Source organism: Magnetospirillum gryphiswaldense MSR-1 v2 (assembly GCF_000513295.1).
Lineage (GTDB): Bacteria > Pseudomonadota > Alphaproteobacteria > Rhodospirillales > Magnetospirillaceae > Magnetospirillum > Magnetospirillum gryphiswaldense.
The window spans coordinates 3057333-3084022 of record NC_023065.1 but is presented as its reverse complement, the minus strand read 5'-3'; the positions used below and the strand labels follow the sequence as shown (position 1 = coordinate 3084022).

General features: G+C 63.4%; 29 protein-coding genes and 1 pseudogene. 16 read left to right on the top strand and 14 right to left on the bottom strand.

Annotated elements, in window-relative coordinates:
* Window positions 1-83 precede the first annotated feature (83 nt).
* The 3 genes and pseudogenes from MGMSRV2_RS22455 to MGMSRV2_RS14745 form a co-directional block, all read right to left on the bottom strand.
* Window positions 84-623: pseudogene (locus tag MGMSRV2_RS22455) on the bottom strand (GNAT family N-acetyltransferase); the annotation flags it as partial.
* Window positions 566-1798: a bifunctional glutamate N-acetyltransferase/amino-acid acetyltransferase ArgJ gene (argJ, locus tag MGMSRV2_RS14750; protein WP_024081154.1), complete on the bottom strand. Its 1233-nt coding sequence runs from the start codon at window positions 1796-1798 to the stop codon at window positions 566-568. The gene argJ and the pseudogene MGMSRV2_RS22455, both read right to left, overlap by 58 nt.
* A 67-nt stretch (window positions 1799-1865) precedes the next feature.
* A complete protein-coding gene (locus MGMSRV2_RS14745; protein WP_024081153.1) occupies window positions 1866-2687 on the bottom strand; it encodes a peptidylprolyl isomerase in 822 nt (273 codons plus the stop codon).
* A gap of 304 nt (window positions 2688-2991) precedes the next feature.
* On the opposite strand from MGMSRV2_RS14745, the gene MGMSRV2_RS14740 reads away from it, so the two are divergent.
* Complete coding sequence (locus MGMSRV2_RS14740; protein WP_242410775.1) at window positions 2992-4149, top strand: sensor histidine kinase; 1158 nt, start codon at window positions 2992-2994, stop codon at window positions 4147-4149.
* A 131-nt stretch (window positions 4150-4280) separates the two neighbouring features.
* Window positions 4281-7001 (top strand): preprotein translocase subunit SecA, encoded by a 2721-nt coding sequence (secA, locus tag MGMSRV2_RS14735; RefSeq protein WP_024081151.1) that lies wholly within the window; start codon window positions 4281-4283, stop codon window positions 6999-7001.
* A 182-nt stretch (window positions 7002-7183) separates the two neighbouring features.
* Here the strand turns inward: secA and recA are convergent, their stop codons facing one another.
* The 8 genes from recA to flgB all read right to left on the bottom strand — a co-directional run bounded on the left by recA (window position 7184) and on the right by flgB (window position 14222).
* Entirely contained in the window at window positions 7184-8260 is a 1077-nt protein-coding gene (recA, locus tag MGMSRV2_RS14730; RefSeq protein WP_024081150.1) for a recombinase RecA, read from the bottom strand.
* Between the two features lie 121 nt (window positions 8261-8381).
* Window positions 8382-10772 (bottom strand): hybrid sensor histidine kinase/response regulator, encoded by a 2391-nt coding sequence (locus MGMSRV2_RS14725; protein WP_024081149.1) that lies wholly within the window; start codon window positions 10770-10772, stop codon window positions 8382-8384.
* Window positions 10762-11835 (bottom strand): flagellar biosynthesis protein FlhB, encoded by a 1074-nt coding sequence (gene flhB, locus MGMSRV2_RS14720; RefSeq protein ID WP_024081148.1) that lies wholly within the window; start codon window positions 11833-11835, stop codon window positions 10762-10764. Before flhB ends, MGMSRV2_RS14725 begins: the two co-directional genes overlap by 11 nt.
* 3 nt (window positions 11836-11838) lie before the next feature.
* Complete coding sequence (fliR, locus tag MGMSRV2_RS14715; RefSeq protein ID WP_024081147.1) at window positions 11839-12603, bottom strand: flagellar biosynthetic protein FliR; 765 nt, start codon at window positions 12601-12603, stop codon at window positions 11839-11841.
* Window positions 12604-12640: 37 nt separating this feature from the next.
* A complete protein-coding gene (gene fliQ, locus MGMSRV2_RS14710) occupies window positions 12641-12910 on the bottom strand; it encodes a flagellar biosynthesis protein FliQ (protein WP_024081146.1) in 270 nt (89 codons plus the stop codon).
* A gap of 155 nt (window positions 12911-13065) precedes the next feature.
* A complete protein-coding gene (gene fliE / locus MGMSRV2_RS14705) occupies window positions 13066-13383 on the bottom strand; it encodes a flagellar hook-basal body complex protein FliE (RefSeq protein ID WP_024081145.1) in 318 nt (105 codons plus the stop codon).
* A gap of 23 nt (window positions 13384-13406) precedes the next feature.
* Window positions 13407-13820 carry a flagellar basal body rod protein FlgC gene (gene flgC / locus MGMSRV2_RS14700; protein WP_024081144.1) on the bottom strand — a complete coding sequence of 138 codons (414 nt, stop codon included), beginning with the start codon at window positions 13818-13820 and terminating at the stop codon, window positions 13407-13409.
* 3 nt (window positions 13821-13823) lie between these two features.
* Complete coding sequence (gene flgB / locus MGMSRV2_RS14695) at window positions 13824-14222, bottom strand: flagellar basal body rod protein FlgB (protein WP_024081143.1); 399 nt, start codon at window positions 14220-14222, stop codon at window positions 13824-13826.
* Between the two features lie 148 nt (window positions 14223-14370).
* Between flgB and MGMSRV2_RS14690 the strand changes: the two genes are divergently transcribed.
* The 11 genes from MGMSRV2_RS14690 (at window position 14371) to MGMSRV2_RS14640 (ending at window position 21820) form a co-directional block, all read left to right on the top strand.
* A complete protein-coding gene (locus MGMSRV2_RS14690; RefSeq protein WP_024081142.1) occupies window positions 14371-14739 on the top strand; it encodes an EscU/YscU/HrcU family type III secretion system export apparatus switch protein in 369 nt (122 codons plus the stop codon).
* The gene (locus MGMSRV2_RS14685; protein WP_024081141.1) at window positions 14736-15023 is read left to right on the top strand and encodes a hypothetical protein; all 288 of its coding nucleotides are present in this window, start codon (window positions 14736-14738) and stop codon (window positions 15021-15023) included. Before MGMSRV2_RS14690 ends, MGMSRV2_RS14685 begins: the two co-directional genes overlap by 4 nt.
* Window positions 15023-15322 carry a flagellar biosynthetic protein FliO gene (locus MGMSRV2_RS14680; protein WP_024081140.1) on the top strand — a complete coding sequence of 100 codons (300 nt, stop codon included), beginning with the start codon at window positions 15023-15025 and terminating at the stop codon, window positions 15320-15322. The genes MGMSRV2_RS14685 and MGMSRV2_RS14680 overlap by 1 nt, the downstream gene beginning before the upstream one ends.
* Window positions 15319-16080: a flagellar type III secretion system pore protein FliP gene (fliP, locus tag MGMSRV2_RS14675; RefSeq protein WP_024081139.1), complete on the top strand. Its 762-nt coding sequence runs from the start codon at window positions 15319-15321 to the stop codon at window positions 16078-16080. The genes MGMSRV2_RS14680 and fliP overlap by 4 nt, the downstream gene beginning before the upstream one ends.
* Before the next feature lie 133 nt (window positions 16081-16213).
* The gene (locus MGMSRV2_RS14670; protein WP_024081138.1) at window positions 16214-16735 is read left to right on the top strand and encodes an Hsp20/alpha crystallin family protein; all 522 of its coding nucleotides are present in this window, start codon (window positions 16214-16216) and stop codon (window positions 16733-16735) included.
* 192 nt (window positions 16736-16927) lie between these two features.
* Window positions 16928-17359: a CBS domain-containing protein gene (locus MGMSRV2_RS14665; protein ID WP_024081137.1), complete on the top strand. Its 432-nt coding sequence runs from the start codon at window positions 16928-16930 to the stop codon at window positions 17357-17359.
* A gap of 188 nt (window positions 17360-17547) precedes the next feature.
* Window positions 17548-17901: a phasin family protein gene (locus MGMSRV2_RS14660; RefSeq protein WP_024081136.1), complete on the top strand. Its 354-nt coding sequence runs from the start codon at window positions 17548-17550 to the stop codon at window positions 17899-17901.
* A 217-nt stretch (window positions 17902-18118) separates the two neighbouring features.
* Window positions 18119-19291 carry an aspartate aminotransferase family protein gene (locus tag MGMSRV2_RS14655; protein ID WP_024081135.1) on the top strand — a complete coding sequence of 391 codons (1173 nt, stop codon included), beginning with the start codon at window positions 18119-18121 and terminating at the stop codon, window positions 19289-19291.
* Window positions 19288-20223, top strand: a complete 936-nt coding sequence (argF, locus tag MGMSRV2_RS14650) for an ornithine carbamoyltransferase (RefSeq protein ID WP_024081134.1) — start codon at window positions 19288-19290, stop codon at window positions 20221-20223. Before MGMSRV2_RS14655 ends, argF begins: the two co-directional genes overlap by 4 nt.
* Entirely contained in the window at window positions 20211-21161 is a 951-nt protein-coding gene (gene hslO / locus MGMSRV2_RS14645; protein WP_242410691.1) for an Hsp33 family molecular chaperone HslO, read from the top strand. Before argF ends, hslO begins: the two co-directional genes overlap by 13 nt.
* 65 nt (window positions 21162-21226) lie before the next feature.
* On the top strand, window positions 21227-21820 hold the full coding sequence (locus tag MGMSRV2_RS14640) for a hypothetical protein (protein WP_024081132.1): 594 nt from the start codon (window positions 21227-21229) through the stop codon (window positions 21818-21820).
* Here the strand turns inward: MGMSRV2_RS14640 and MGMSRV2_RS14635 are convergent, their stop codons facing one another.
* Genes MGMSRV2_RS14635 through queA form a run of 3 tightly spaced genes read right to left on the bottom strand, consistent with a single transcriptional unit; the run spans window position 21821 to window position 24395 of the window.
* Entirely contained in the window at window positions 21821-22222 is a 402-nt protein-coding gene (locus MGMSRV2_RS14635; RefSeq protein WP_024081131.1) for a group III truncated hemoglobin, read from the bottom strand. It abuts the gene before it with no gap.
* Window positions 22223-22233: 11 nt separating this feature from the next.
* Entirely contained in the window at window positions 22234-23361 is a 1128-nt protein-coding gene (gene tgt, locus MGMSRV2_RS14630) for a tRNA guanosine(34) transglycosylase Tgt (RefSeq protein WP_041634580.1), read from the bottom strand.
* Window positions 23358-24395 carry a tRNA preQ1(34) S-adenosylmethionine ribosyltransferase-isomerase QueA gene (gene queA, locus MGMSRV2_RS14625; protein ID WP_024081129.1) on the bottom strand — a complete coding sequence of 346 codons (1038 nt, stop codon included), beginning with the start codon at window positions 24393-24395 and terminating at the stop codon, window positions 23358-23360. Before queA ends, tgt begins: the two co-directional genes overlap by 4 nt.
* A gap of 63 nt (window positions 24396-24458) precedes the next feature.
* On the opposite strand from queA, the gene pip reads away from it, so the two are divergent.
* The 3 genes from pip to MGMSRV2_RS14610 all read left to right on the top strand — a co-directional run bounded on the left by pip (window position 24459) and on the right by MGMSRV2_RS14610 (window position 26688).
* Window positions 24459-25394, top strand: coding sequence for a prolyl aminopeptidase (gene pip / locus MGMSRV2_RS14620; RefSeq protein WP_024081128.1), 936 nt, complete (start codon window positions 24459-24461; stop codon window positions 25392-25394).
* Window positions 25395-25518: 124 nt separating this feature from the next.
* Window positions 25519-25884: a helix-turn-helix domain-containing protein gene (locus MGMSRV2_RS14615; RefSeq protein ID WP_024081127.1), complete on the top strand. Its 366-nt coding sequence runs from the start codon at window positions 25519-25521 to the stop codon at window positions 25882-25884.
* A gap of 93 nt (window positions 25885-25977) precedes the next feature.
* Window positions 25978-26688: a response regulator transcription factor gene (locus MGMSRV2_RS14610; protein WP_024081126.1), complete on the top strand. Its 711-nt coding sequence runs from the start codon at window positions 25978-25980 to the stop codon at window positions 26686-26688.
* Window positions 26689-26690: the final 2 nt, after the last annotated feature.

The following is a 26690-nucleotide window of genomic DNA, read 5'->3' as shown; positions in this document are numbered from 1 at the left end:
TGGAACTTGGGCGAATCGACGATGCAGCCGCCGCGGGCCGGCATGGCGCAATCGTGGCGTCCGGCGGCGATGAAGCCGACCTTTTCCAGCACGCGCATGGAGCCAGTATTATCGGGGTGAACGGCGGCCCACACGCCCTCATAGCCCAAATCGGCGAACAGATGGCGGCACAGGCGGCGCAGCGCCTCGGTGCCATAGCCCTCGCCCCAATAGGCGCGGCCCAGCCAATAGCCCAGTTCGGGGGTGCCGTCGCCATCCAGGCCAATGCCCATGCAGCCGATCAGGTGACGATCAAGGCTGCGTTCCAGCCCCAGCACCACGCCCAGTCCGGCCAGACGGCGGTTGTCCTGGTTGGTGATGAAGCCCAAGGCATCCGCCTCGGTATAGGGATGGGGGATATTGGCGGTATGGCGCACCACCTCGGGGTCATTGGCCAGTTCGGCCAGACGTGGCGCGTCGGCCGTGGTCAGCAGCCGTAGCTTCAACCGCGCCGACAGCAAGGGGGCGCCGCGCCAGATGCTGGCCGCCGACCAGCATCCGCCCAACCCGCTGGCCTCGCGCCCACTCACGTGCGATACGAGCCGTTGATGTCGATATAGGCGTGGGTCAGGTCGCAAGTCCATACCGTGGCGCGACCTTTGCCGATGCCCACATCGGTTTCGATGACGATGTTCTGACCTTTCATATGGGCAGTCACCGGCGCCTCGTCATAGCCGGGCACCACTTGGCCGTCCTTGGCCACCTGCACACCGCCGATGGCGATGGACAATTTGTCGCGGTCGGCCTTTTCGCCGGATTTGCCCACGGCCATGACCACGCGGCCCCAATTGGCGTCCTCGCCGGCGATGGCGGTCTTGACCAGGGGCGAATTGGCGATGGAAAGCGCGATGGTCTTGGCGGCGCGGTTGCCGGCGGCACCGGTGACGGTGACCTCGACGAACTTGGTGGCGCCTTCGCCGTCCTTGACCACCTGATGCGACAGGTCGAGCAGCAGGTCGAACAGCTTGGCCTTGAAATCCTTCAGCCGCTTGTCGGACGCATCCTTGACGCTGTCATGACCGGCCTTGCCGGTGGCGAACAGCAGCAGCGTGTCCGAGGTCGAGGTATCGCTGTCGACGGTGATGGCGTTGAAGGAACGGTCGGCGCCCTTCTTCAGCAAGTCCTGCAACACGTCGTGCGGCAGGTTGGCGTCGGTAAAGATGAAGGACAGCATGGTGGCCATGTCGGGGGCGATCATGCCGGCGCCCTTGGCGATGCCGTTGATGGTGACGACCTGGCCATCGATGGTGGCGGTACGGGTCGCCCCCTTGGCGAAGGTGTCGGTGGTCATGATCGCCTTGGCCGCCTCGTGCCAATAGGCTTCGGTCAGCTTGGCCCGCGCTGCCGGCAGGTTTTCGGTGATGCGTTCATCCGGCAGCACCACGCCGATGGTGCCGGTGGAGGCGACGAACACCTCGGATTTCTTGCAGCCGAATTCCTTGGCGGCGGCTTCCACCGTGCGTTCCACCGAGGCCACGCCGGCGGCGCCGGTGAAGGCGTTGGCATTGCCGGAATTGACGATCAGCAACCGGGCCGAGCCCTTGGCCGAGGCCTCGCGGCACCAATCCACCGGGGCCGAGCAGGTGAGCGAGCGGGTGTAGACACCGGCTACCTTGGTGCCGGCATCCATTTCCACCAGCAACAGATCGGTGCGGCCTTTATAGCGGATGGCGCATTCATGGGTGGCCAGCCGGATTCCGGCGAGGGTGGGCATCACCGGAAAAGCGCTGGGGGCGAGGGGCGAAACGGTGGCGGACATGACGCGGCTCCAAAAGCAAAGGGCGGCGACGAAGGTGCCTCGTCGCCGCCCGTGTTGTAAAATGAAATTACTTCTTGGCGCCCTGATTGCCCTCGCGGTCGTACAGCGTGACCTTGGCCTTGGAACGGACATCGCCGACCAGCTTCTGCGCCAGCTTTTCCGCCAGTTCCTCGCGGATGGCCGGGGTGGCCTGTTCCAAGGTCGGCGGCGTCGCCTGGCGGCGGTCTTCCACCTTGATCACATGCCAGCCGAACTGGCTTTGCACCGGGGCTTCCGACAGGTCGCCGACCTTCATGGCGAAGGCGGCACTCGAGAATTGCGGCACCATTTCGCCTTGGGCGAAATACCCCAGATCGCCGCCGTTTTGCTTGGCCGACGGATCCTTGGACTTGGCCTTGGCGGTCTCGGTGAAGTCGGCGCCCTTCTTCAGTTCGGCGATCACCGCCTTGGCCTGATCCTCGGTCTCGGTCAGGATGTGGCGGGCGCGCACTTCCTCTTCCGGCTTGGCATTGGCCAGATAGCCGTCATAGGCGGCCTTGACGGCGGCGGGGGTGATCTCGGCCTTGAGATGCTTGTTCATCCACATCTTGACCAGCACCTGCTGATAGAGCTGCTTGACCTCGGGGTCCTTGTCGAGGCCTTCCTTCTTGGCCTGCTCGGCCACCAGCATGTTGTTGACGACCATGTCCTGCAACGCCTCGAATGGCGCCTGGGCGGCCAGTTGCGGCGGCAGCGACCGCTGATAATTGGCCAGATCGGATTGCAGGATCTTGGTGCCGTTGACCTCGGCCACCACCGGGTTCTTGTCGGCGGCCTGGGCGGGGGCGGCGGCGACGGCCAGCACCAGGGCGAACGGGGCGGCGAAAGCGGCGGCGAATGACGTTTTCATGCTTGTCGTGTCCTTGCGGGATGCAGGGGTTTTTGCGGGCGGAATGCCCATGCGGTTGAACCACAACCGGGCCGGCAGTACAAGGGGCTGGTGTTTTCAATATGGCGGCTGGTCCGGTGCATGGGGTGGTGCTAGACTGAATCTGCGCGAAAGTGGAAGGGTTGGCATGGATGCGCGTATAACGAGCATAGGTTCCATTGCCCTCCGTATGGCTCTTGGCTATGCGGTTTTTGGCTGCGTCTGGATTTTGGGCTCCGATCACGTCGTTGCGATTTTGTTCCAGGATCCGGCCTCGTTGACCATCGTGCAAAGCTGGAAGGGGTTGTTCTTCGTCCTGCTGTCGTCGGTGCTGATCTTCGCCATGGGCGCGTTTTTCATGCGGGCGCTGGCCGCGTCGGAATATCGCTATCGCAGTCTGTTCGCCGACAGCCCCGAGGCCTTGGTCATCTACGACCTGGACAGCTTGCTGATCGTCGATGCCAACGCCGCCGTCGGGCGTCTGTTGGGCCATGATTCCACGGCCATGATCGACCGTCTGGTCAGCGATTTCATGCCTCAGCCCACCACCGATGCGCTGACCCGGTCGCTGCCGCGCCTGCGCGAATTATCGCAATCCACCGCCGTCTGGCGCTTGCGGCACCAGGATGGGCGTGAGCTGGATATCTCCATCCACGGTCAGACCTATCTGGAAAAGGGGCGCCGTCTACGCCAGGTGTTGCTGATCGACATCACTGCCCGCGTCCGCGCCGAGACCGAATTGCTGCGCACCTTGGACGAGTTGGCCAGTACCAACGAACGCATGCGTGAGTTGGGGCATGCCATTTCCCACGATCTGCAAGAACCGTTGCGCCAGATCACCAGTTTCGTCCAATTGCTGGAGCGGCGTTATGCCGACCGCCTGGACGCCGAGGCCACTCAGTTCATCGGCTATGCGGTGGAAGGGGTGGCGCGACTGAAGACGCTGTTGGCCGATGTCGAGGACTTTACCGTGCATACCGGTCCGCAGCCGGAAAGCGTTGCCGCCAACGCGGTGATCGACACGGTATTGAATGACCTGGAGCGCTCCATTGATGGCGCCCACGCCCAGGTGGCGGTGGGGGGATTGCCCCGGGTTCTGGCCGATCCGCGCCGTTTGGCGGTGGTTTTCCATACGCTGTTGGATAATGCCGTCAAATTCCGCCGCCCCGATGTTCCGTGCGAAATCGTCATCAGCGCCACCGACGAGGGCCGGGATTGGGTTTTCCGGGTTCAGGACAACGGCATCGGCATCGAGCCGGAATTCCGAACTTCGGTATTTTCGCTGTTTCGCCGCCTGCACACGCGCCAACGCATTCCCGGCAATGGCACCGGTCTGGCCCTGGCCAAGAAAATGGTGGAATCCTGGGGCGGGCGCATCTGGGTCGAGGCCGCGCCTGGCGGCGGTTCAGTCTTCGCCTTCACCGTACCGGGGGCGGATGCCTGAGCCCGAAGACAGCGCCGGCAACATAAACCGGCCCCTCTCATTGACAGATGCCCCCTTGGGCTCTATCTGTTTGGCCGTCGCAAAAGGCCCCGCGCCCCGGGTCCGTCCTTAGAATTATCAGAGGTTTGCCCATGTTCGGCGCCATCGCCCGGCGGCTTTTCGGTACCGCCAACGACCGTATCGTCAAAGGCCTGAAAAAAGACGTCGAGGCGATCAACGCCCTTGAGCCCGCCATGATCGCCCTGTCGGACGATGAATTGCGCGGCAAGACCGAGGAATTCCGCGCCCGGCTGGCCGATGGCACCGATCTGGACGATCTGCTGGTCGAAGCCTTCGCCGTGGTGCGCGAGGCGGCCAAGCGGTCCCTGGGGCAGCGCCATTTCGACGTCCAGCTGATGGGCGGCATGGTGCTGCACAATGGCAAGATCGCCGAAATGCGGACCGGTGAAGGTAAGACCCTGGTGGCCACCTTGGCGGTCTACCTGAATGCCCTGACCGGCGCCGGCGTGCACGTGGTTACCGTCAACGACTATCTGGCGCAACGCGACGCCGAGTGGATGGGGCGGGTCTACCGTTTCCTCGGACTGAGCGTGGGCGTCATCCATCACGGCCTTGATGATGATCAGCGCCGCGCCGCCTATGGCTGCGATGTCACCTATGGCACCAACAACGAGTTGGGCTTCGACTACCTGCGCGACAACATGAAGTTCCGGCTGGAGGAAATGGTCCACCGGCCCTTCAATTACGCCATCGTCGACGAAGTGGACTCGATCCTGATCGACGAGGCGCGCACGCCCCTGATCATTTCCGGCCCGACCGAGGACAATTCCGACCTCTATCGTCTGGTCGATCGCATCATCCCCCTGCTGGTGGAGGGTGATTACGAAAAGGACGAGAAGCAGCGCGCCGTCACCCTGACCGAGCAGGGCACCGAGCACACCGAGCAATTGCTGGTGGAAGCCGGGCTGATGAAGGAAGGCGGCAACCTCTACGACATCACCAATGTCAGCCTAGTGCACCACGTCAATCAGGCGCTGCGGGCGCACAAGCTGTTCACCAAGGATGTGGATTACATCGTCAAAAGCGACAAGGTGGTCATCATCGATGAGTTCACCGGTCGCATGATGGATGGGCGCCGCTATTCCGAAGGCCTGCATCAGGCCCTGGAAGCCAAGGAAGGCGTCAGCATCCAGAACGAAAACCAGACCCTGGCGTCGATCACCTTCCAGAACCTGTTCCGGCTTTACCCCAAGCTGGCCGGCATGACCGGCACGGCCATGACCGAGGCCGGCGAATTCCAGGAAATTTATAATCTGGAAGTGGTGGACATGCCCACCAATCGTCCGGTATCGCGCGTCGATGCCGATGACGAGGTCTATCGGACGGCAGCGGAAAAATACGAGGCCATCGGTACCCTGATCGAGGAATGCCGGACCCGCAAGCAGCCGGTGCTGGTCGGTACCACCAGTATCGAAAAGTCGGAATTGCTGTCCGAACTGCTGAAAAAGAAGAACATCCCACATCAGGTGCTGAACGCCCGCTATCACGAGCAGGAAGCCTATATCGTCGCCCAGGCCGGTGTTCCCGGCGCGGTGACCATCGCCACCAACATGGCCGGTCGCGGCACCGACATTCAGTTGGGCGGCAACCTGGATATGCGGGTGCGCCTGGAACTGTCCGAGATCACCGACGACGCCGAACGGGCCGGCCGCATCAAGGCCATCGAGGCCGAGATCGAGACCTTCAAGGCCGAGGCCGTGGCCGCCGGTGGTCTTTATGTCATCGGCACCGAACGCCACGAAAGCCGCCGCATCGACAACCAGTTGCGCGGTCGCTCCGGGCGCCAAGGCGATCCCGGCGCTTCCAAGTTCTTCCTGTCCCTGGAAGATGACCTGATGCGTATCTTCGGTTCCGAGCGCATGGACAGCATGCTGCGCAAGCTGGGGCTGAAGGATGGCGAGGCGATCATCCATCCCTGGATCAACAAGGCGCTGGAAAAGGCCCAGGAAAAGGTCGAGTCGCGCAATTTCGACGTGCGCAAGAACCTACTGAAGTTCGATGACGTCATGAACGACCAGCGCAAGGTCATTTATGAACAGCGCAAGGAACTGATGCAGGTTGAGGATGTCTCCGACGACGTCGCCGCCATGCGTCATGAAGTCATCGGCGAATTGGTCGCCCGTGCCATTCCCGAACGCGCCTATGCCGAGGATTGGAACACGGCATCCCTGCATGAAGAAGTGCTGCGGGTGTTCAACCTGGACCTCCCCATCGCCGAATGGGCCAAGGAAGAAGGCATCGCCGATCAGGAGATCCGCCACCGCGTCACCGATGCCGCCGATCGCAAGATGGCGGCCAAGGCAGCGGAATACACGCCCGAGATCATGCGCATGGTGGAGAAAAGCCTGTTGCTGCAGATTCTCGATCAGGCGTGGAAAGAGCATCTGCTGCAACTGGATCATTTGCGCCAGGGCATCGGCCTGCGCGCCTATGGCCAGCGCGATCCGCTGAACGAATATAAGCGCGAAGCCTTCAATCTGTTCGAGCAGATGCTCAACGATCTGCGCGAACGGGTGACCAGCGTCCTCGCCCATGTGGAACTGCGGGTGGGGCCGTCGGAAAGTGAAGTTCAGGAAAGCCTGACCCCGAAGGCGCCGCGCCAGATGCAGGAAAGCCGACAGGATCCGGCCTTTGCCGCCGAGGCGGAGCAAGCCGGCCTGTCGCTCTCCACCGTGCGCAATCCGGCCACCAATCCCAATGACCCGTCCACGTGGTCGGCGACTCCGCGCAATGCCCCGTGCCCCTGCGGTTCGGGCAAGAAGTACAAGCATTGCCACGGTGCCATGGCTTGATCCGGGCACGGTTTTCATTGCCTTGAACCAAACAAAGGGCCGCTCGAACGCAATCGAGCGGCCCTTTGATCATTCACAGCGCATTCAGGCAAAGCGTCGGTACGCAATCCTTGCCACCTGCGGCATAAGCCGCGCGGCCCAGTCCAAGTCCCGCTGATCGCGACCGATCAGCGGGATTGGCATCAATCCTCGGCGGCGTTGCCGTCCAGGTCACCGGGGCCGGCGGCCAGGGCTTCGGCCACCAGACCGGCATTGGCGCGGATGGTGGCTTCGATCTCGCCAGCCATGGCCGGGTTGTCACGCAGGAATTGCTTGGCGTTCTCGCGGCCCTGACCGACACGGGTCGAGTTGTACGAGAACCAGGCGCCTGACTTTTCCACCACGTTGGCCTTGACGCCCAGATCGATCAATTCGCCGGTCTTGGAAATGCCCTCGCCATACATGATGTCGAAATCAACCACCTTAAAGGGCGGCGCCAGCTTGTTCTTCACCACCTTGACGCGGGTCTGGTTGCCCACCACCTCGTCGCGGTCCTTGATGGCGCCGACGCGGCGGATTTCCATACGCACCGAGGCATAGAACTTCAGCGCGTTGCCGCCAGTGGTGGTTTCCGGGTTGCCGAACATGACGCCGATCTTCATGCGGATCTGGTTGATGAAGATGACGATGGTCTTGGACTTGGACACCGAACCGGTCAGCTTGCGCAAGGCCTGGCTCATCAGGCGGGCGTGCAGACCCACGTGGGAATCGCCCATCTCGCCTTCAAGTTCGGCACGCGGCACCAAGGCGGCGACCGAATCGACCACCAGCACGTCGACGGCGCCGGATCGCACCAGGGTATCGCAGATTTCCAAGGCCTGTTCGCCGGCGTCGGGCTGGCTGATCAGCAGATCATCCAGGTTGACCCCCAGCTTGCGGGCATAGGACGGGTCAAGGGCGTGTTCGGCGTCGATGAAGGCGCAGGTGCCGCCCTTTTTCTGCGCCTCGGCCAGAACGTGCAGGGCCAAGGTGGTCTTGCCCGAGCTTTCCGGTCCGTAAATCTCGATGATGCGACCGCGCGGCAAGCCGCCGATGCCCAAAGCGATGTCCAGACCCAGCGAGCCGGTGGAAACCACCTCGGTCTCGACCGTTTCCTTTTGCCCCATCTTCATGATGGAGCCCTTGCCGAACGCCCGCTCAATCTGGCTGACGGCGGCTTCCAGTGCCTTCTGACGATCCATGGTGTCCTTATCCACGAGACGCAACGCAGCCTGAGACATGGCGGCCCCCTTGGTTTAGCCCGCTTGGGCGGGTGATGCAATCAGCTTCCTGCATCCCAAGGTACATGATCGTGACGAGAACACAACAGGAATGTTCACTTTTGTTCCCATTAAATTCGCATCAAGTTCCGTCCATCACCTGTTTGACCGCCTCGGCCAGTTGTTTCAGCGAGAATGGCTTGGGCAGGAAATGGATGCCGGCATCGGGGTCGATGCCGTTTCTGGCCACGTCCTCGGAATAGCCGGAAATCAGGATCAGCTTGATGTGCGGACGTTCCATGCGCACCAGCTTGGCCAGCGTCACGCCGTCCATGCCGGGCATGACCACGTCGGAAATCAGCACGTCGATGCCGTCCTCGGCCCTGAGCACATCGAGCGCCTGTTCGCCCGATCGCGCCTCGATGACCTTGTAGCCCTTATTCTTCAAGGCACGGGTACCGAACATGCGCACCGCGTCTTCGTCCTCGACCAGCAAGATGGTGCCTGATCCGGTCAGGTCGGTGCTGTCGGGGGTGGCGGGTGATTTCTTGGTTTCCTGGGCCGGGTCGGCCTCGAAGCGGGGCAGGTAGATGGCGAAGGTGGCGCCCTGGCCGATTTCGCTGTCGACGACGATGAAGCCGTCGGTTTGCCGCACGATGCCGTAAACGGTGGACAGACCCAGCCCGGTGCCGGCCCCCACTTCCTTGGTGGAAAAGAACGGCTCGAAGATGCGGCCCAGGTTTTCGCGGGCGATGCCGGTGCCGCTGTCGGTGACCTCGATCAGCACATATTGGCCGGCGGGCATCAGCTCGGGGCCGCGCTGCACCGGCTGATCGACGGTGACGGCGTTGGTGCGGATGGTCAGCACGCCGCCGCCGGGCATGGCGTCGCGGGCGTTGACCGCCAGATTGATGATGACCTGATCGAACTGGCCGGGATCGACCCGTACCAGCCCCAATTGCCGCCCGTGTACCAGTTTGAGGTCGATGGTCTCGCCCAACAGCCGGCGCAGCAAGGTGGATAGCTCGGCCAGGGCGTCGGTGACGTTGAGCAGACGCGGTTGCAAGGCTTGGCGGCGCGAGAAGGCAAGCAATTGCCGCACCAAGGAGGCGGCGCGGTTGGCGTTTTGCCGCACCTGCATGATGTCGGCGAAGCTGGGATCGCCGGCGCCGTGGCGTTGCAGCAGCAGGTCGCAAAAGCCGATCATGGCGGTGAGCAGATTGTTGAAATCGTGGGCGACGCCGCCGGCCAACTGGCCCATGGCCTGCATCTTCTGCGATTGGGCGAACTGGACTTCCAGGTTGCGTTGTTCGGTGGCGTCGATGAAATGGACGATCAGGCCGGAAATCGCCCCATCCTCGTGCGTCGGGCTGACGAACAATTGGGCGATCAGGTCGCGTCGGCCCTTCAGCCGCACATCCAGATGGGCGCCGGGCAGCGACCCCGACAGCACCCGGGCCAGTTGCTCGGCGGCACTGTCTTGCTGCTCGGCGGCGATGTAATCGGCCAGCCGGCGCCCGATCATGCCGTCATGGTCGATGCCCATCATGGCTTGCAGGGCCAGATTGCAGGCGCCGATACTGCCGTCGGGCTCGATCAGGGCGATGCCGACCGGGGCGTCGTCGAACAGCCAGCGGAACCGCCGCTCGGCGGTGCGCAGGGCGCGTTCCCACTGATGTTCCGGCACCATGTCGCGCACCACCACCGAGCGGGTGCGGATCTCGCCGCCTTCGTCGAACACCGAATGGGCCAACATGGCCTGGAAGACTTCGCCGCCGCGGCCCATCAGGCGCAATTCGACCCGCTCCGCTTCCGGGTCGGGGGTCTGACCCAGCACGTCTTCCAGCGAGTGGCCGATCAGTTCCGACGGCGTGCCCCCCAGCCATTCGGCCAAGCGATGATTGGCGGTGCGGATGATGCCGTCGGAATCGGCGCAATAGACGCCGACGGGCAGGAAGTCGATGAAATCGGCCAACCATTCGTTTTCGCGCCTGAGCGTTTCCTCGATGGCGCGGCGGGGGCTGACGTCTTCCACCAGCCAGACCACCGCCCCCGGTCCGGCGGGGCGAATTTCGACGCTGAACCATTCGCGCCCGCCATCCACGGTGGGCAGCGAGAATTCCGCCTTGCGCACGGCGCCCACCATGGCCGCCGCCGCCAGCCGGTCGAGGTCGTCCAAGACGCGGTCATCGCTGCCGGCGCGTTCCTTGAATGACGCCAGCGGGTCGGTCACCTGTCCCAGCAGGCGCCGCCCCAACGAATTGCGATGAAGTTCGGTACCGTCGGCGGCCACCACCAGACAGGCGCGGGTTTCCGAATCCAGGGCCGCCGCCAGGATATGGGCATGCATGGCGGCACGGCGATCCTGCATCCAGCGGCGCACCAGGGCTGCGGTGGTGATCAGGGCCACCGCCGAGGCGGCGGCCATGGCCGGCACCAAGGGGCCGGCCTCCAGCACCGCCATCCCCGCCAGGGCCGCTACCGCCGCCCCCAGGGTCCAGGGCAGCGGGCTTACGCGGCGGTCACTGGGCAAGTTTGCCCTTCAGACGCATGACATAGCCGATGATCTCGGCCACCGCCTTGTAGTGCTCGGGCGGGATTTCCTGGTCCAGTTCGACGGCGGCGAACAGGGCGCGGGCCACCGGCGGGTTTTCGACGATGGGCACGTCGTGTTCGTCGGCCAGATCGCGGATGCGCTTGGCCACCAGATCGGTGCCCTTGGCCACCAGAATCGGTGCCGACATGGCGTCGAGATCGTATTTCAGTGCCACCGCATAATGGGTGGGGTTGGTGATGACCACATCGGCCTTGGGCACCGCCGCCATCATGCGCTTGCGCGCCCGCTGGAAGCGCAATGACTTGATCTTGGCCTTGACCTGGGGGTCGCCTTCCGCCTGCTTGTGTTCGTCCTTCACTTCCTGCTTGGTCATCTTCATTTTTTCCATCCAGCGCCAGCGCTGGAACAGGTAATCACCGACCGCAAGCAGGGTCACCATCATCAAGGTGACCAGGACCATCCAGAAAATCTTGTCCGAGATGTATTCCAAGATGGCCATCAACTCGAGATTGGCCAAGTTCTGGAATTCGCCGATGCTGCCCCACAGCACCCAGCCCAGCAACGCGCCCAGAACGGTCAGCTTGATCAGCTGCTTGCCCAGTTCCATCAGCTGGTTGACGGAAATGATGCGCTTATAGCCTTCGAGCGGGTTGAGCTTCTTGAAGTCGGGCACGATCTTCTTGGGCACCCACAAGAAACCCTTGGTCTGCACCAGCGAGGCGGCGACACCGAGGACGATGACCAGGGCAAAGGGGACGATCATGCTTTGCAGGACGCCCAGGGACAGATGCAGCAGCAATTCACCCAGGCCGTCGGGCCCCACCTCCATCAGATGCACTTGCTCGATATAGGGGGTGATCACCGCCTTGATATTGTGGGCCATGTCGGGTGCCAGAAAGGCCAGCATGATCGCCGCCAGCACCAGCGACATCATGGCCTTGGCTTCCATGGTCTGGGGGATGTTGCCCTCGTTGCGGGCCTCCCCCAGGCGTTTGCCTGTTGGCTCTTCTGTCTTGTCGTCGGAAGCTTCGTCGGCCATGGCTTACCTGGGCGTCAGGAAGGGCATCAGGCCGTCCTGGAACCAGCGCAGGAACAGGATGATGATCAGGGGCAGTGCGACCATCATCATCCACAAGCCGGCCATCACCTGCAAGGGCAGCGCGATGAAGAACACCTGGATTTGCGGCGACAACCGCGACATCAGTCCCAGGGCGACGTTGTAGATGATGCCGAAGGCCAGAAGCGGTGCCGCCAGTTGCAGGGCGAAATTGAAGCTGGCCGATAGAAGCTTGCTCAGGGTTTCGGCGAAATCCCCCAAGGGCAGGGGCTGGCCGGGCACCATGACGGCATAGGAACCGGCGATGGCCTCGATCATCAGGTGATGCAGATTGGTGACGAAAACGGCGATCAGGGCGGTGTTGGTGAAGAAAGCGGTCAGGGTCGAGCTTTGCTGTTCGGCCACGGCGTCGTAGGAAAAGGCATTGGTCAGTCCGACCTGAAAGCCGATGAAGGTGCCGGCCACGTGCAGCGTGCTCATCAGCGTCTGCGTCAAAATGCCCAGGTAGACGCCGATCATCGCCTCGGACCCGATCAGAAAAAACAGGTTGCTCAGGCGGGTCGGCAAGGGCGGCAAGCCGCCGCCCAAGACCGGCAACAGCACCAGGGACATGGCCAGGGCGAAGATCAGGCGGATACGGGTGGGCACCAGACTGCCACCCAGGCCGGGAACGATCATCAGCGCCGCGCCGATCCGGGTGAAGATCAGGAAAAAACGGTAGATATCGAGGGTCAGGATATCGTTCAGCACGCCGCCATCCCCCCTGCCGGTCTTGGCCGGTACGGACTCATCCGCCGCCCGTGATGACGCGGTCCAGCATGGATTTCCAGAAATCGGTCAACAGCCCCAGCATGAAGGGCAAGAACAAGATGATCGATCCGAACACCAGCAAAACCTTGGGGACGAAGGTCAGCGTCATTTCCTGAATCTGGGTGATGGTCTGCAAGATGGAAATCACCAGACCCACCGCCAGACCGGTCAGCAACGGCGGCGCCGCCACGAAGATCAAGGTGGAGATGCCGTCGCGGGCGATGTCGATCAGCTCGGCTTCGGTCATTGGATCGCGCACCCGTGCCGGGTGGGCTCAGACGCCGCTCGGGCTTTGCCTTTGGCGCACCCGTGCCGGGTGGGCTCAGACGCCGCTCGGGCTTTGCCTTTGGCGCACCCGTGCCGCCGGATCGTGGCCATGTTCATCCGCCGTATCCCCTGCCCTCAGATGGGCATGCGCAGGATTTCGTTATAGGCGTTGATGACCTTGTCGCGCACGGTCACCACGGTTTCCAGGGTCATTTCGGCGTTGTTGACGGCGGCCACGACCTCGCGGATGTCGGCTTTGCCGGCGATGCCCGCCGCCGACATCTGCTCGCCCTGCTTGACCGCGTTCAGCGACATCTTGGCCGCATCCTTCAGCACGCTGGCGAAATCGCTGCCGGGAACCGGCGTGGGCGTGTCGCGCGCTTCCATTCCTTCGGCGGAAGGCAGTTTGGCGAAGGCGGCATAGGCGTTGACGGCATTGGCGATATTGGTCATGGCGACGAATCCTTAAACGGCGCTTAGGGGCGCAGCATTTCCACGGTGCGCGACAGCAGCTGTCGGGACGAGTTTATCACATTCATGTTGGCTTCATAGCTGCGTTGGGCCTCGCGCATGTCCATCATCTCGATCAACGGATTGACGTTGGGCGCCAGCACATAGCCGTCACGGTCGGCGGCCGGATGCTTGGGGTCGTAGCGGCGCTGGAATTCCGCCGCATCGGGGCGCACCTTATCGACCTTGACGCCGGTATAACCGTTGGCGCGATCCAGCTCGCTCTTGAAGGTCACCACCTTGCGCTTGTAGGGCGTGCCGTCGGGGGTGCGGGCCAAGGAATCGGCATTGGCCAGGTTTTCCGAGATCACCCGCAGCCGCTCGGACTGGGCCTTCATGCCGGACATGGCGATCTTCGAGGCTTTTTGCAGTTCATCCATGGCTTAAATGCCCTTGCCCAATGCGGTCTTCAGCATCTTGAACTGGCGCTGGAACAAGCCGGCGGCCACGTCGTACGCCGTCTTGGCCTCGCCCACCTTGGCCATCTGCTCCTCAAGCACCACGGCATTGCCGTCGGGCGAGGATTCAAACACCTTTTTGGTGTCGACCGCCCGCTGTTCGTCGCGGAATTCCGGCACCACATGGGCGGCGTTGGTGGCGCGCAGCTTGACCGCCGGCACGCTTTGATCCAGCACGTCCTTGAAGTTATAGGGCTTGAGATCCTTGGGGATGTATTTGGGCGTGTTGGCATTGGCGATATTCTCGGACAGCACCTCTTGGCGCCGTGCGATCCAATCCATGCGGCTTTGCGCCAGATTGACCAATGTCAGTTTGTCGTACATGTCCCGGACCTCAATCGTCCCATTACGGTCAACAGTATGGCGGCGGCGCCTTTAAGAAACGGTGAATCGATTCAAAACCGGCGGCTTAACCTGATTTTAAGCGCGCGCCTCCCACACTTCCCTATCACGCAACCGGGAAGGCAGATGCATGGGCGAGGGCCGTGACCTGTGGGACGAGGCCGCCGAAACCGCCGCCAAAGCTGCCGCCGTCGCGCCGGCGGCGGGCCGTGGCGCCATCGCCGTCGCCTTGCAATACGATCCCGATCAGGCCGATGCCCCCACCGTCACCGCCTCGGGCAAGGGGGCGGTGGCCGAGCAGATTTTGCAATTGGCCTTCGCCAACGGCGTCAAGGTCCGCACCGATCCCGATCTGGCCCAGGTGCTGGCGGCGGTCGAGGTGGACACGGTGATCCCGCTGGAAGCCTTTGCCGCCGTCGCCGAAATCCTGGCCTATGTCTATCGCGCCAACGGCCGCATGACCGAGATGGAAGCCGCAGCGGGGGCGGAGGGCGCATGAACGCGGAGCCGCAAGTCTTCCAGGAACTGGAAAAAGCCACCTCCATGGTGATGACGGCGCGGCGCCTGCTGGCCACCGGCACCACCGTCGACTTGTCGGCGCTGGAGGGCCGGGTGCGGTCGGTGTGCGAGACGGTGGTGGAATTGCCGCGCGAGACCGGCCAGGACATGATCCCGGCCTTGGAAAAACTGATCGCCGACCTTGATCGTCTGGCCGAACTGGTGACCGAGCGCATGGAACCGCCGACAGCAGAGACTGTTGCCGACGACGAGGGGCCGGCCTGATGGAAATGACCGATTATCTGCGCAGCGTCGCCGCCTTGGTGCTGGTGCTGGGAATGATCCTGGGCGTGCTGTGGCTCTTGCGCCGCTTCGGTGTTCCCGGCATGGTGCCGCCACGGACGTCGGTTCGGCGGTTGGCGCTGGTTGAGACCATCGCCCTCGATTCCCGCCGCCGGCTGGTGCTGGTGCGCCGCGACGGGCGCGAACACCTGCTGTTGCTGGGAACTGCCGGCGACCTGTTGGTGGAAGGCAATATCGAAACCGCCCAGGATGATCTGGGCGGGGTGGAGAATAAGCCATGAGGCGAGGTTGGGCGATCGCGGCCGGTGTGGCCGTTGTGGGCGTGCTGGTGCTGTCGGCCCCGGCCTGGGCGCAGCAATTCTCGCTCAATCTGGGGACGGGCGGCGGCGGCGGCAACGCCAATTCCACCACCTTGCGCATCATCCAGTTGATCGCTCTGACCACGGTGCTGTCGGTGGCACCGTCCATTTTGGTGATGGTCACCTCGTTCACCCGTATCGTCATCGTGCTGGGCTTTTTGCGCCAGGCGCTGGGGACCATGCAAAGTCCACCCAACATGGTGCTGGTATCCTTGGCCATGTTCCTGACCGCCTTCATCATGGCGCCGACCCTGGAACAATCCTGGAATGACGGCGTGCAGCCCTATGTGGAGGGCAGCCTGGAAGAAGCGGCGGCCTTCGAGGCGACGGTCAAGCCGTTGCAAACCTTCATGCTGCGCCACGTGCGGGATCAGGATCTGCAATTGTTCCTGGACCTGTCGCGCACCCCCGATGTGGCCAAGGCCGAGGACGCCCCCCTGAAGGCATTGATTCCCGCCTTCATGATCAGCGAATTGCGCCGCGCCTTCGAGATCGGCTTTCTCATCTTCCTGCCCTTCATCGTCATCGACATGGTCATCGCCTCGGTGCTGATGAGCATGGGCATGATGATGATTCCGCCGGCCATGGTGTCGTTGCCGTTCAAGCTGATCTTCTTCGTGCTGGTCGACGGCTGGTACATGGTGGTCGGCTCGCTGGTGCAAAGTTTCGGCGGCGCCTGACGATTTCATCCAATCATGATTTTCCGCCATGTCTGCCATGTCGGCAGCCGTGGGTGGGGCTTTTTCCATCGGTGCTATAATGTGCACAAGCCCCGAAAGGGGCTGACGGCAGCCATTTTTGCAGGAGGAAGCCATGGCCGACAAAGCCACGCGGCACGTGCCCATGCACGGTCCGGCCTCCGCCGAGTCGGGTTCCCACCCGCTGGTGGGCCTGCGCGACGAGGTCGACCGTCTTTTTCACAGCTTCTTCCCCGCCGCCTTTGGTCGCTCGATGTTCGAGCTTGATCCGTGGCGCCCCGGCGCGTTGCGCCTCATGAGTGAGGTGATGCCGCAGGTGGATGTCAAGGAAATGCCCGATCATTACGAGGTCGACGCCGAACTGCCCGGGGTGGAAATCAAGGACGTCAAGGTCACCGTCGACAACGGCATGCTGAACATTCGCGGTGAAAAGCACGGCGAACATAGCGACGATAGCGGCGCGGTGCATGTTTCTGAACGCAGCTTCGGTTCGTTCGCCCGTGCCTTCCGTCTGCCCGAGGACGCCGACGCGGATACCGCCGATGCTGAATTCTTCAACGGCGTGCTGAAGGTCAAGGTGCCCAAGCAGGAAGGCAAGGGGCCGAAGGTCAAGGATATCGAGATCAAGGCCCATTGAGCCCGTTCCGGCCGGGCGGTTTCGCCCCCCACACTCGTAAGCCGTCCGGTGGAACACCCCCTCCCCCTTCACCGGGGGAGGGGGTTGTCTTTCCGCCGCCGCCGTTTGGACGCGGTCTTTCCAGTTGCGCCTATGGGCGCGGGCGGGCATGCTTTCGCTTGGGTTCAACTATAAAATACAAGAGGGGGAGCCATGTCGGTCGAAGCAATTCTGAAGACCAAGGGCAGCAACGTTTTCACCATCCGCCCCGAGCACTCGGTGGCCGATGCCGCCGCCCTGATGTCCGCCAAGAAAGTGGGTGTGGCGGTGGTCTGCGACGCCAAGGGCACGGTGGTCGGTGTGGTGTCCGAACGCGACATCGTTTCCGGCATCACCCAGTTCGGCAAGGGGGTGGTCGACATGCCGGTGCGCAACATCATGACCAGCCCGGTGCTGACGTGTGGTCCCGGCGATTCGGTCAAGCGCATCATGGAAATCATGACCGAACGGCGCATTCGCCATCTGCCGGTGGTCGATGGTGGCGATCTGTTGGGCATGGTGTCCATCGGCGATGCCGTCAATTTCCGCCTGCGCGAGGCGCAGATGGAAACCGCCGTGTTGCGTGATATCGCCGTAACGCGCTGATCATAAATGCCTTTTTTAAAAGGGCGCATCCGTTTGGCTGCGCCCTTTCGCGTGCCTGGATGATATTATTGTGCGCTGCACAAAAACCCCTTGCCTTTGCCGCGCCAATCCGTATTCTATCCTCATGTTGCACTGCACAACGGCCTTACGAAAGGCGGTTGTCCAACCCAAATTCAAAGGATTGCGCCATGAAGATCGACAGCATTGAAAAGATCGTTGCCCTGTCCAAGGACAACACCGAAGCCCTGGTCAAGAGCAGCTCCGTCGCCGTCAAGGGCCTGGAAGATGTCGCCAAGGCCTCGCAGGAATACCTGACCGCGTCGCAGGCCAAGGCCGATGCCGCGTTCAAGGCTTTGTTCGCCTGCAAGACCCCGGCCGAGTTCCTGGAGCTGAACACCAAGCTGGCCCGCGAATCGGTGGAAGGCGTCATCGCCGACAGCCGCAAGTTCGTGGAACTGACCCAGACCGTGGTCACTGCGGCCTTGGAGCCGATCAGCGCCCGCGTCTCCGCCTTCCAGTCCCTGGTCAAGTCGGCCGCCTAACAACCGGACCCGCGCCGGGCGGGGTTTCCTCCGCCCAGGCGCCGTGCGACGCCCGCCCCCTCTCCTCCCGGGGGGCGGGCGTTCGTGCGTCTGGGGATAAGTCTGGTTGACTTTTGCCGTCAACATAGGGATATTCCCGCCTTTCCTTTCAACGTGCCGGTGCTGATCGTCCGTCGGGGACGATGGTTTCCGGCTTTCCTGTTGGGGAGGGTGGATCGTGATTCCTGTCGTCATGCCGACCTATGCGCGGGCCGATGTCGTGTTCGAACGCGGCGAGGGTGCCACTTTGTGGGCCGATGACGGGCGCCGATTCCTCGATTTCGGCGCCGGTGTCGCGGTGACCAATCTGGGCCATTGTCATCCCAGGCTGGTGGCGGCGTTGCAGGCGCAGGCGGGCAAGCTGTGGCATACGTCCAACCTGTACCGGGTCGCCGGGCAGGAGAGCGTGGCGGCCAAGCTGGTGGCCAATACCTTCGCCGACACCGTCTTCTTCTGCAATTCCGGGGCCGAGGCCAACGAGTGCGCCATCAAGATGGCGCGCAAGTTCCATTACGATTCCGGCAATGCTGAGCGCACCGAGATCATCTGCGCCACCGGCGCCTTCCATGGCCGCACCTTGGCGACCATCGCCGCCGGTGGCCAGGAAAAGCATCTGAAGGGCTTCGACCCGCAGATGCCCGGCTTCGTCCATGTTCCCTTCGGCAATCTCAACGCCCTGCGCGCCGCCATCACCGGCAAGACAGCCGCCATTCTGGTCGAGCCGGTCCAGGGTGAAGGCGGCATCGTGCCGGGCGATCCCGATTATCTGCAGCGCCTGCGGGCGGCGGCCGACGAATTCGGCCTGTTGCTGATCTTCGACGAGGTGCAGACCGGCATGGGCCGCACCGGCGCCTTGTTCGCCCACCAGCAGATGGGGGTCACCCCCGACATCATGCCGGTGGCCAAGGGCTTGGGCGGCGGCTTTCCCGTCGGCGCCTGTCTGGCCACGGAAAAAGCGGCCAAGGGCATGGTGCCGGGTGCCCATGGCTCGACCTTCGGCGGTAATCCGCTGGCCATGGCGGTGGCCGAAACCGTGCTCGACGTCATGCTGGAGCCGGGCTTCATGGACGCAATCCATGCCAAGGCTGCATTGTTGCGGCAGGGACTGGACAGCCTTGCCGCCCGCTTCCCGGCGGTGATCGAGGAAGTGCGCGGTCTGGGCCTGATGATCGGGCTCAAATGCCGCATTCCCAATACCGAGCTGCAATCCCGGCTGATGGCCAACGGTCTTTTGACCATCGGTGCCGGCGACAACGTGGTGCGTCTGCTGCCGCCTCTGATCATCGGTGAAGCCGAAATCAACGAGGCGCTGGCCATTATCGCGCGTACCCTGGACGAGGTGACTCCATGACCGTCAATCCGGGCCGCAGCCGCGCCGGGCAGACCCGGCATTTTCTGGATCTGGACCGTTTCGACACGGAAACCCTACGCCGAATTCTGGACCTGGGCGCCGCCTACAAGCGCGGCGAGCAGCCTTTCGGCCGCCCCAAGCCGCTGTCGGGCCGGGTTCTGGCCATGATCTTCGAAAAGCCGTCGACCCGCACCCGGGTGTCGTTCGAGACCGGCATGAAGCAATTGGGCGGCGATACCATCGTGCTGTCCAAGGGCGACACCCAGTTGGGACGGGGCGAAACCGTCGCCGACACGGCACGGGTCTTGTCGCGCTATGTGGACGCCATCATGATCCGCACCGACGACCCCGCCAAGCTGGCGGAATTGTCGGAATACGCCACCGTGCCGGTGATCAACGGCCTGACCGACGACACCCATCCCTGTCAGGTGATGGCCGACATCATGACTTTCACCGAACATCGCGGTTCGCTGGACGGCAAGGTGGTGTCCTGGGTGGGTGACGGCAACAATGTCGCCGCCAGTTGGATTCAGGCCGCCGCCCATTTCAATTTCGAAATGCGCTTGGCCTGTCCGCCGGAACTGATGCCCGATGCGGCGGCGGTCGATTGGGCCCGGGCCCAGGGGGCGCGCGTGGTCATTGGCAGCGACCCGGTGGCGGCGGTCAAGGACAGTCATCTGGTGATCACCGATACCTGGGTGTCCATGGGCTGTACCGACACCAACCGCCATACCCTGTTGTCGCCCTATCAGGTCAATGACGGGCTGATGGCCCATGCCGCCGGTGACGCCCTGTTCATGCATTGCCTGCCGGCGCACCGCAACGAGGAAGTGACCGATTCGGTCATGGACGGCGCTCAGTCGGTGGTGTGGGACGAGGCGGAAAACCGTCTGCACGTGCAAAAGGGTATCCTCTCCTGGTGCCTGCTGTGAGCCTTGCCGCCGATGATCTGATCCTGCCGTTTCAACTGGCTGGCGGTCTGGTGCGCGGTCGTCTGGTCCGTCTGGGCCCGGCAGTGCAGACCATCCTCGACGGCCATGATTATCCGCCGCGCGTCGGCGCCTTGTTGGCCGAGACCCTGGCCTTGGCCGGGGTGTTGGCCGGGTCGCTGAAATATGACGGCGTCTTCACCCTGCAAGCCCAGGGCGACGGCGCGGTTTCCCTGGTGGTGGCCGACATCACCAGCGCCGGCGCCATGCGCGGCTATGCCCGCTTCGACGCGGCCAAGCTGGCGGCGGTGGCGGAAGACAGCGCCCCGGTGCCCGCCCTGCTGGGCAAGGGCTATCTGGCCTTCACCGTCGATCAGGGGCTGACGGTGGAGCGCTATCAGGGCATCGTCGAGTTGACCGGCGATACCCTGGCCGATTGCGCCCGAAACTATTTCACCCAGTCGGAACAACTGGACAGCAAGGTGGTTCTGGTGTCGCAAGCCCCGACCGCCGATGGTGGCGGCTGGCGTTCGGCGGCGCTGATGATCCAGCGCATGCCGGGTAATCAGCCGGGCGGGCCGATCCTGACCACCGACGATGCCGACGAGGCCTGGCGCACCGCCGCTATTTTGATGGCCAGCGTCAAGGACACGGAAATGCTGTCCACCACCCTGGCCGGCGAGGTTTTGCTGCACCGCCTGTTCCACGCCGAGGATCTGACCGCGTGGGAAGCCAAGGCGTTGCGCGCCGGCTGCCGGTGCTCGCTGCATGGCGTCGAGCACATGCTGCAATCCATCCCCCGGGCCGAGATCGAAAGCCTGAAGAACGAAGCGGGACAGGTGACCATCACCTGCGAATTTTGCCGCACCACCTATGCTTTCGGCGACGACGACCTGGACCGGGTGTATATGCCGCCCAAGCGCGGGAAAACGCCTTCTTGACGGCACGGTTTGCGGCGCCACAATAGGCGCGCAATTCCCCCCCACCCCAATAACGGGATAACGCCATGTCGTTCCGCTTTCCCCGCCTGATGCTGGCTTTGGCCGGCGCTCTGACCCTGGCCGCCTGCGAGGCCCAACCGGTGGTGCAGAAGGCGCCGGAACTGTCGTTCGCCGACAAGAGCCCGTTCCGTCTGGACGTGGGCCAGTTGGAAATCGTACCTGAATACGTGCCCTCGGGCCGCAAGCCCAATATCGAACACCTGATGGCGCTGAGCCCGGAAGGCGCCACCGTGCGCTGGGCCCAGGATCGCCTGCGGCCCATCGGCCGCAGCGGTTTCGCCCGCGTGCTGATCAAGGACGCCAAGGTGGTGGAAGTGCCGCTGCCGACGGAAAAGGGCTTCACCGGCATGTTCAAGGAACAGCAGGCCGAGCGCTATGAAGCCAGCCTGGACGTGGCCATCCAGATTCTGGATGAACGGCACATGCCCATCGCCGACGTCATCGCCCGCGCCGCGCGCTCGCAGACGGTGTCGGAAGGGGCGACGCTGAACGAACGCGACCGCGTGCTCTACCAACTGTCGGAAGCGCTGATCCGCGATATCGACGGTCAGATGGAAAGTCTGATCCGCACCTATCTGGCCCGCTGGGTTCGCGACTGATCAGGTTTTCGGCGGCATCCGCGACGGGGTGCCGTCGGCCAGGGTGAACGGGAACAGGCCGACGCGAAAGCTTTCGGTCATGTGCCGCGCCCGGCCCAGGGCGTTTTGCGCTTCCAGCGGGGTCAGGATTTCGGCCACCGCCTGGGTGAAGGCCTTCAGCCAGGCATCGAAGGCTTCGGGGCCGAAATCCAGGTGCATGTGCACCGGGAAAGGGTGGCCGCGATAGCGACCGCTGCCGTAAAGGGCGTGGGACCAGAAATCGGCGACGATGCGGAAATGGCCGGGCCAGTCGGTGATGGCGGCGGCGAAGACCGGGGCCAGCACTGGGTCTTCGTTGCCCAGTTCGTAAAAACGCTGGACCATGCGGTAGATGCGGTCCTCGCGGTCGCTCGTGTCGCTCATCCTATTCCCTTTCAGATCGGCTCGATATCGCCCAACGCTTCGGTGGCCAGGAAGTCGCGGGCGAAATCCTGCACCCGCCCTTCGCCGATGGCCTGACGCAGGCCTTTCATCACGTCCTGATAGAACTGGATGTTATGCCAGGTCAGCAGCATCGGCCCCAGGATTTCCTCGGACCGGATCAGGTGGTGCAGATAGGCGCGGCTGTATTGGCGGCAGGCCGGGCAGGCGCAATGTTCGTCCAGCGGGCGCGGGTCGTCCTGGTGGCGGGCATTGCGCAAATTGACGGTGCCGCGCCGGGTGAAGCCCTGGGCGGTGCGGCCCGACCGGGTTGGCATGACGCAATCGAACATGTCGATGCCGCGCAATACGGCGCCGACGATATCGGACGGCTTGCCCACCCCCATCAGATAGCGCGGACGATCGGTGGGCAGCAAGGGGGTGGTGAAATCCAGGGTCGAGAACATCAGTTCCTGCCCTTCGCCCACCGCCAATCCACCCACCGCATAGCCGTCGAAGCCGATGCCTTGCAGGGCTTCCGCCGATTCCTGGCGCAGATCGTGGTGGATGCCGCCCTGGACGATGCCGAACAGGCCATAGCCGGGACGCTCGACGAAAGCATCCTTCGACCGTTTGGCCCAGCGCATGGACAGGCGCATGGATTGCGCCGCCTGTTCCGGCGTCGCCGGAAACGGCGTGCATTCGTCGAAGGCCATGGTGATGTCGGCATCCAGCAGATGCTGGATCTGCATGGATCGTTCCGGCGTCAGCAGATGCTTGGAGCCGTCGATGTGGGACTGAAAGGCGACGCCTTCTTCGGTCATCTTGCGCAGCTTGGCTAGGCTCATGACCTGGAAGCCGCCGGAATCGGTGAGAATCGGCCCCTGCCATTGCATGAATTCATGCAACCCGCCCAGCCGGCCGATGCGTTCGGCCCCAGGGCGCAGCATCAGGTGATAGGTGTTGCCCAAGATGGTCTGGGCGCCGGTGGCGGCGACGCTGTCCGGCAGCATGGCCTTGACCGTGCCGGCGGTGCCCACCGGCATGAAGGCCGGGGTGTCCATGGGGCCGTGGGCGGTGTGGACAATGCCCAGACGGGCGGCGCCGTCGGTGGCGTGAAGGTCGAAACGAAACTGCGTCAACAAGGGTTCTCCCGCTCCAGCAGGCAGGCATCGCCATAGGAATAGAAACGATAGCCGCGATTCATGGCGTAAGCATAGGCTTGGTGCATGCGGTCCAGCCCGGCAAAGGCGGAAACCAGCATGAACAAGGTGGATTTGGGCAGATGGAAATTGGTCATCAGCACGTCCACCAGCCTGAAGCGGTAGCCCGGCGTGATGAAGATGTCGGTGGGACCATCGAAGGGATGCAACACCCCGTCGTCATCCGCAGCACTTTCCAGCAGGCGCAAACTGGTGGTGCCGACCGCCACCACCCGCCCGCGGGCGGCCTTGGTGCGGTTGACCAGATCGGCCACTTCGGCGGTGACCACGCCGCGTTCGGCGTGCATGCGGTGATCCTTGGTGTCATCGACCTTGACCGGCAGGAAGGTGCCGGCGCCCACATGCAAGGTGACGGTAGTCCGCGTCACCCCGGCGCTTTCCAGGGCGGCGAGCAGGCTATCGGTGAAGTGCAGGCCGGCGGTGGGGGCGGCCACCGCGCCCTTTTCGCGGGCGAATACCGTCTGATAATCGGCGCGGTCGCGCTCGTCCGCCTCGCCCTTCCTGATATAAGGCGGCAGCGGCAGACGACCGTAAGCGTCGAGCGCCAGCATCAGGTCGTCGCCGCCACGGTCGAAACGCATCAAGACCTCGCCGGCCTCGCCCTTGGCCGCCACGGTGGCAGAGAAATCGTCAGCGAAACGGACCTTGTCGCCGGGGCGCAGTTTCTTGGCCGGGCGGGCGAAAGCCTTCCATTCGTCCAAGGATGTGCGTTCATGCAAGGTCAACTCGACCCCGCCTTCCCCCTTGCGGCCGAACAGGCGGGCGGGAATGACGCGGGTGTCGTTGCTGATCAAGAGGTCGCCTGGTCGCAGCCAGCGGGGCAAGTCGCCGACGACGCCGTCGGTCAGGCCGCCCGCCTGCACATGAAGCAGGCGGGCGGCATCGCGGGGGCTTACCGGGCGCTCGGCGATGAGCGTGCGCGGCAGATCGAAATCGAAGAGGTTGACGTCCATGATTGCGGGTTTAGGGTGGAAACCATCGCCACGTCAACCCTTGCCCGAAGGCAGTGACCGACCATGGACCTGTTTCCCCCCATCGAAACCCATGCCTCGGGAATGCTGGAGGTGGGGGACGGCCATTCCCTGTACTGGGAAGTGTCGGGCAATCCCACCGGTCGCCCGGTGCTGTTCGTCCATGGCGGGCCGGGGGCGGGGACGGCGCCGCCCTATCGCCGCTATTTCGATCCCAGCTATTGGCGCATCATTCTGGTCGACCAGCGTGGCTGCGGAAACTCGCAGCCCAATGCCGAAACCGCAGCCAACACAACGGCGCATCTGGTCGCCGACATGGAAAAACTGCGCCATCACCTGGCGGTGGAGAACTGGCTTTTGTTCGGGGGGTCGTGGGGCAGCACCCTGGCTTTGGCCTATGGTCAGGCCTATCCGGAACGGGTGCTGGGTTTCGTCCTGCGCGGCATCTTTCTGTTCCGACCGATCGAGACCGAATGGTTCCTGCATGGCATGGGCACCTTTTTCCCCGAGGCGCACCAGCGTTTCCGCGATCATGTGAACGGCGAAAGCGCCGATTTGCTGGCCGCCTATCATCGCCGGCTGATGCACCCCGACCCGGCCATTCATCTGCCGGCGGCCAAGGTATGGTGCGCCTACGAGGAAGCCTGCGCCCGCTTGACCCCACGCGACCAGCCCAGCGAGATGGAGGCAGGTCAAGCCCTGGCCTTGGCCCGCATGGAATGCCATTACATGGCCCATGGCGGTTTCATGGAGCCGGGGCAATTGTTGGCCGGCATGTCCCGCATCCGCCATCTGCCGGCCCATCTGGTGCAGGGGCGCTACGACGTGGTTTGTCCACCGGTCACCGCCCATGAACTGGCCCGGCAATGGCCCGGCGCCCGCCTGGACATGGTCGCCGATGCCGGTCATTCGGCCATGGAGCCCGGCGCCCGCCGCGCCCTGGTGGCGGCGGTGCGAGGATTCCAGTCGCGTTTGGGCTGATGTGACAGCCCTGTGAAGTCTTCGTCACTTCTCGACACAACGAATTTCATCTCGCGGGTGGCTGATCTTGTGCACATGCGCACAATAGGATGTAAGCAAACACTGTTGAAAGGGGGACAAAATCATGTCCGTCGCTCTTGCTGAAATCCGCTCTGCCGCGCCGCTCCGCTACAAGGTCAGCGATCCCTTCGTCGCCGACGTCATCGCCACCGTGGCCGCCGAGTTCGGTTTGTCCGAGCGCGAAATGATGGTCCACTCCCGCGATCACCGGCTGTGGAAGCCGCGCATGGCCGCCATGTACTATGCCCGTCTGCTGACCTCGTGCTCGTTGCCGGAGCTGGGCCGGGTGTTCGGCGGTCGCAGTCACACCACCGTGTTGCGCGCCTTCCGCCGTTGCCGCGAGATGATCGACAGTGACGAGGTGTGGGCCGGTCGCATGGATCGTCTGCTGGTCAAGCTGGTGGAAAAGATCGTCGCTCCCAAGATGTGAGCGGATCGGTTGGGGTGTGCGCAAGGGGTTTGACGCGCCGCCCTGGTTGATGCTCCACTGGCCCCATGCCGGTGGAGCGGGGTAGGGGAATAGATGGCGCGCATAGCCGTAGTCGAAGATGAAGCATCGTTGCGGGCGGACGTGGTGGAATACCTGTCCGCCTGTGGTCATGTGGTGGTGGGTTGTGAAGATGGCCGCGCCCTGGACCGGGCCTTGGCCGAACACCCCGCCGATCTGATCATCCTGGACATCAATCTGCCCGGCGAGGACGGGTTTTCCATCGCCAAGCGCCTGCGTGACCATTCGGAAATCGGCATCATCATGCTGACCGCCCGTGGCGTGAACGTGGACCGGGTGGTTGGCTTGGAAATCGGCGCCGACGTCTATCTGGTCAAGCCGGTGGAACTGCGCGAGTTGGAAGCCCAGGTGCGGTCGTTGTCGCGTCGTTTGCAAGGGGCGGCGACGGTGCCGGTCGCCGCTGGCGGACTGACGCCGACGGGGGCTCAGTGGGTTTACGACCAATTGGCTTGGTCCTTGGTTTCCCCCGATGGCGGCAGTACCAAATTGACCGCCAATGAACGGGTGTTCGTGTCGCTGCTGGTGGAGCGCCCGGGTGAGCCGGTGTCGCGTTCGGCCATCTTCAAGGCTCTGGGCAAGCGCGAATGGGATGCCGGCGACCGTTCGGTCGATTCCATGGTGCGTCGCCTGCGCGCCAAGGGCGAGGAAGCCCTGGGCCGCGAATTGCCCATCGAGGCGGTGCACGGCACCGGCTATGCCTTCACTGCGCCGGTGGCTGTGCGCTGAAC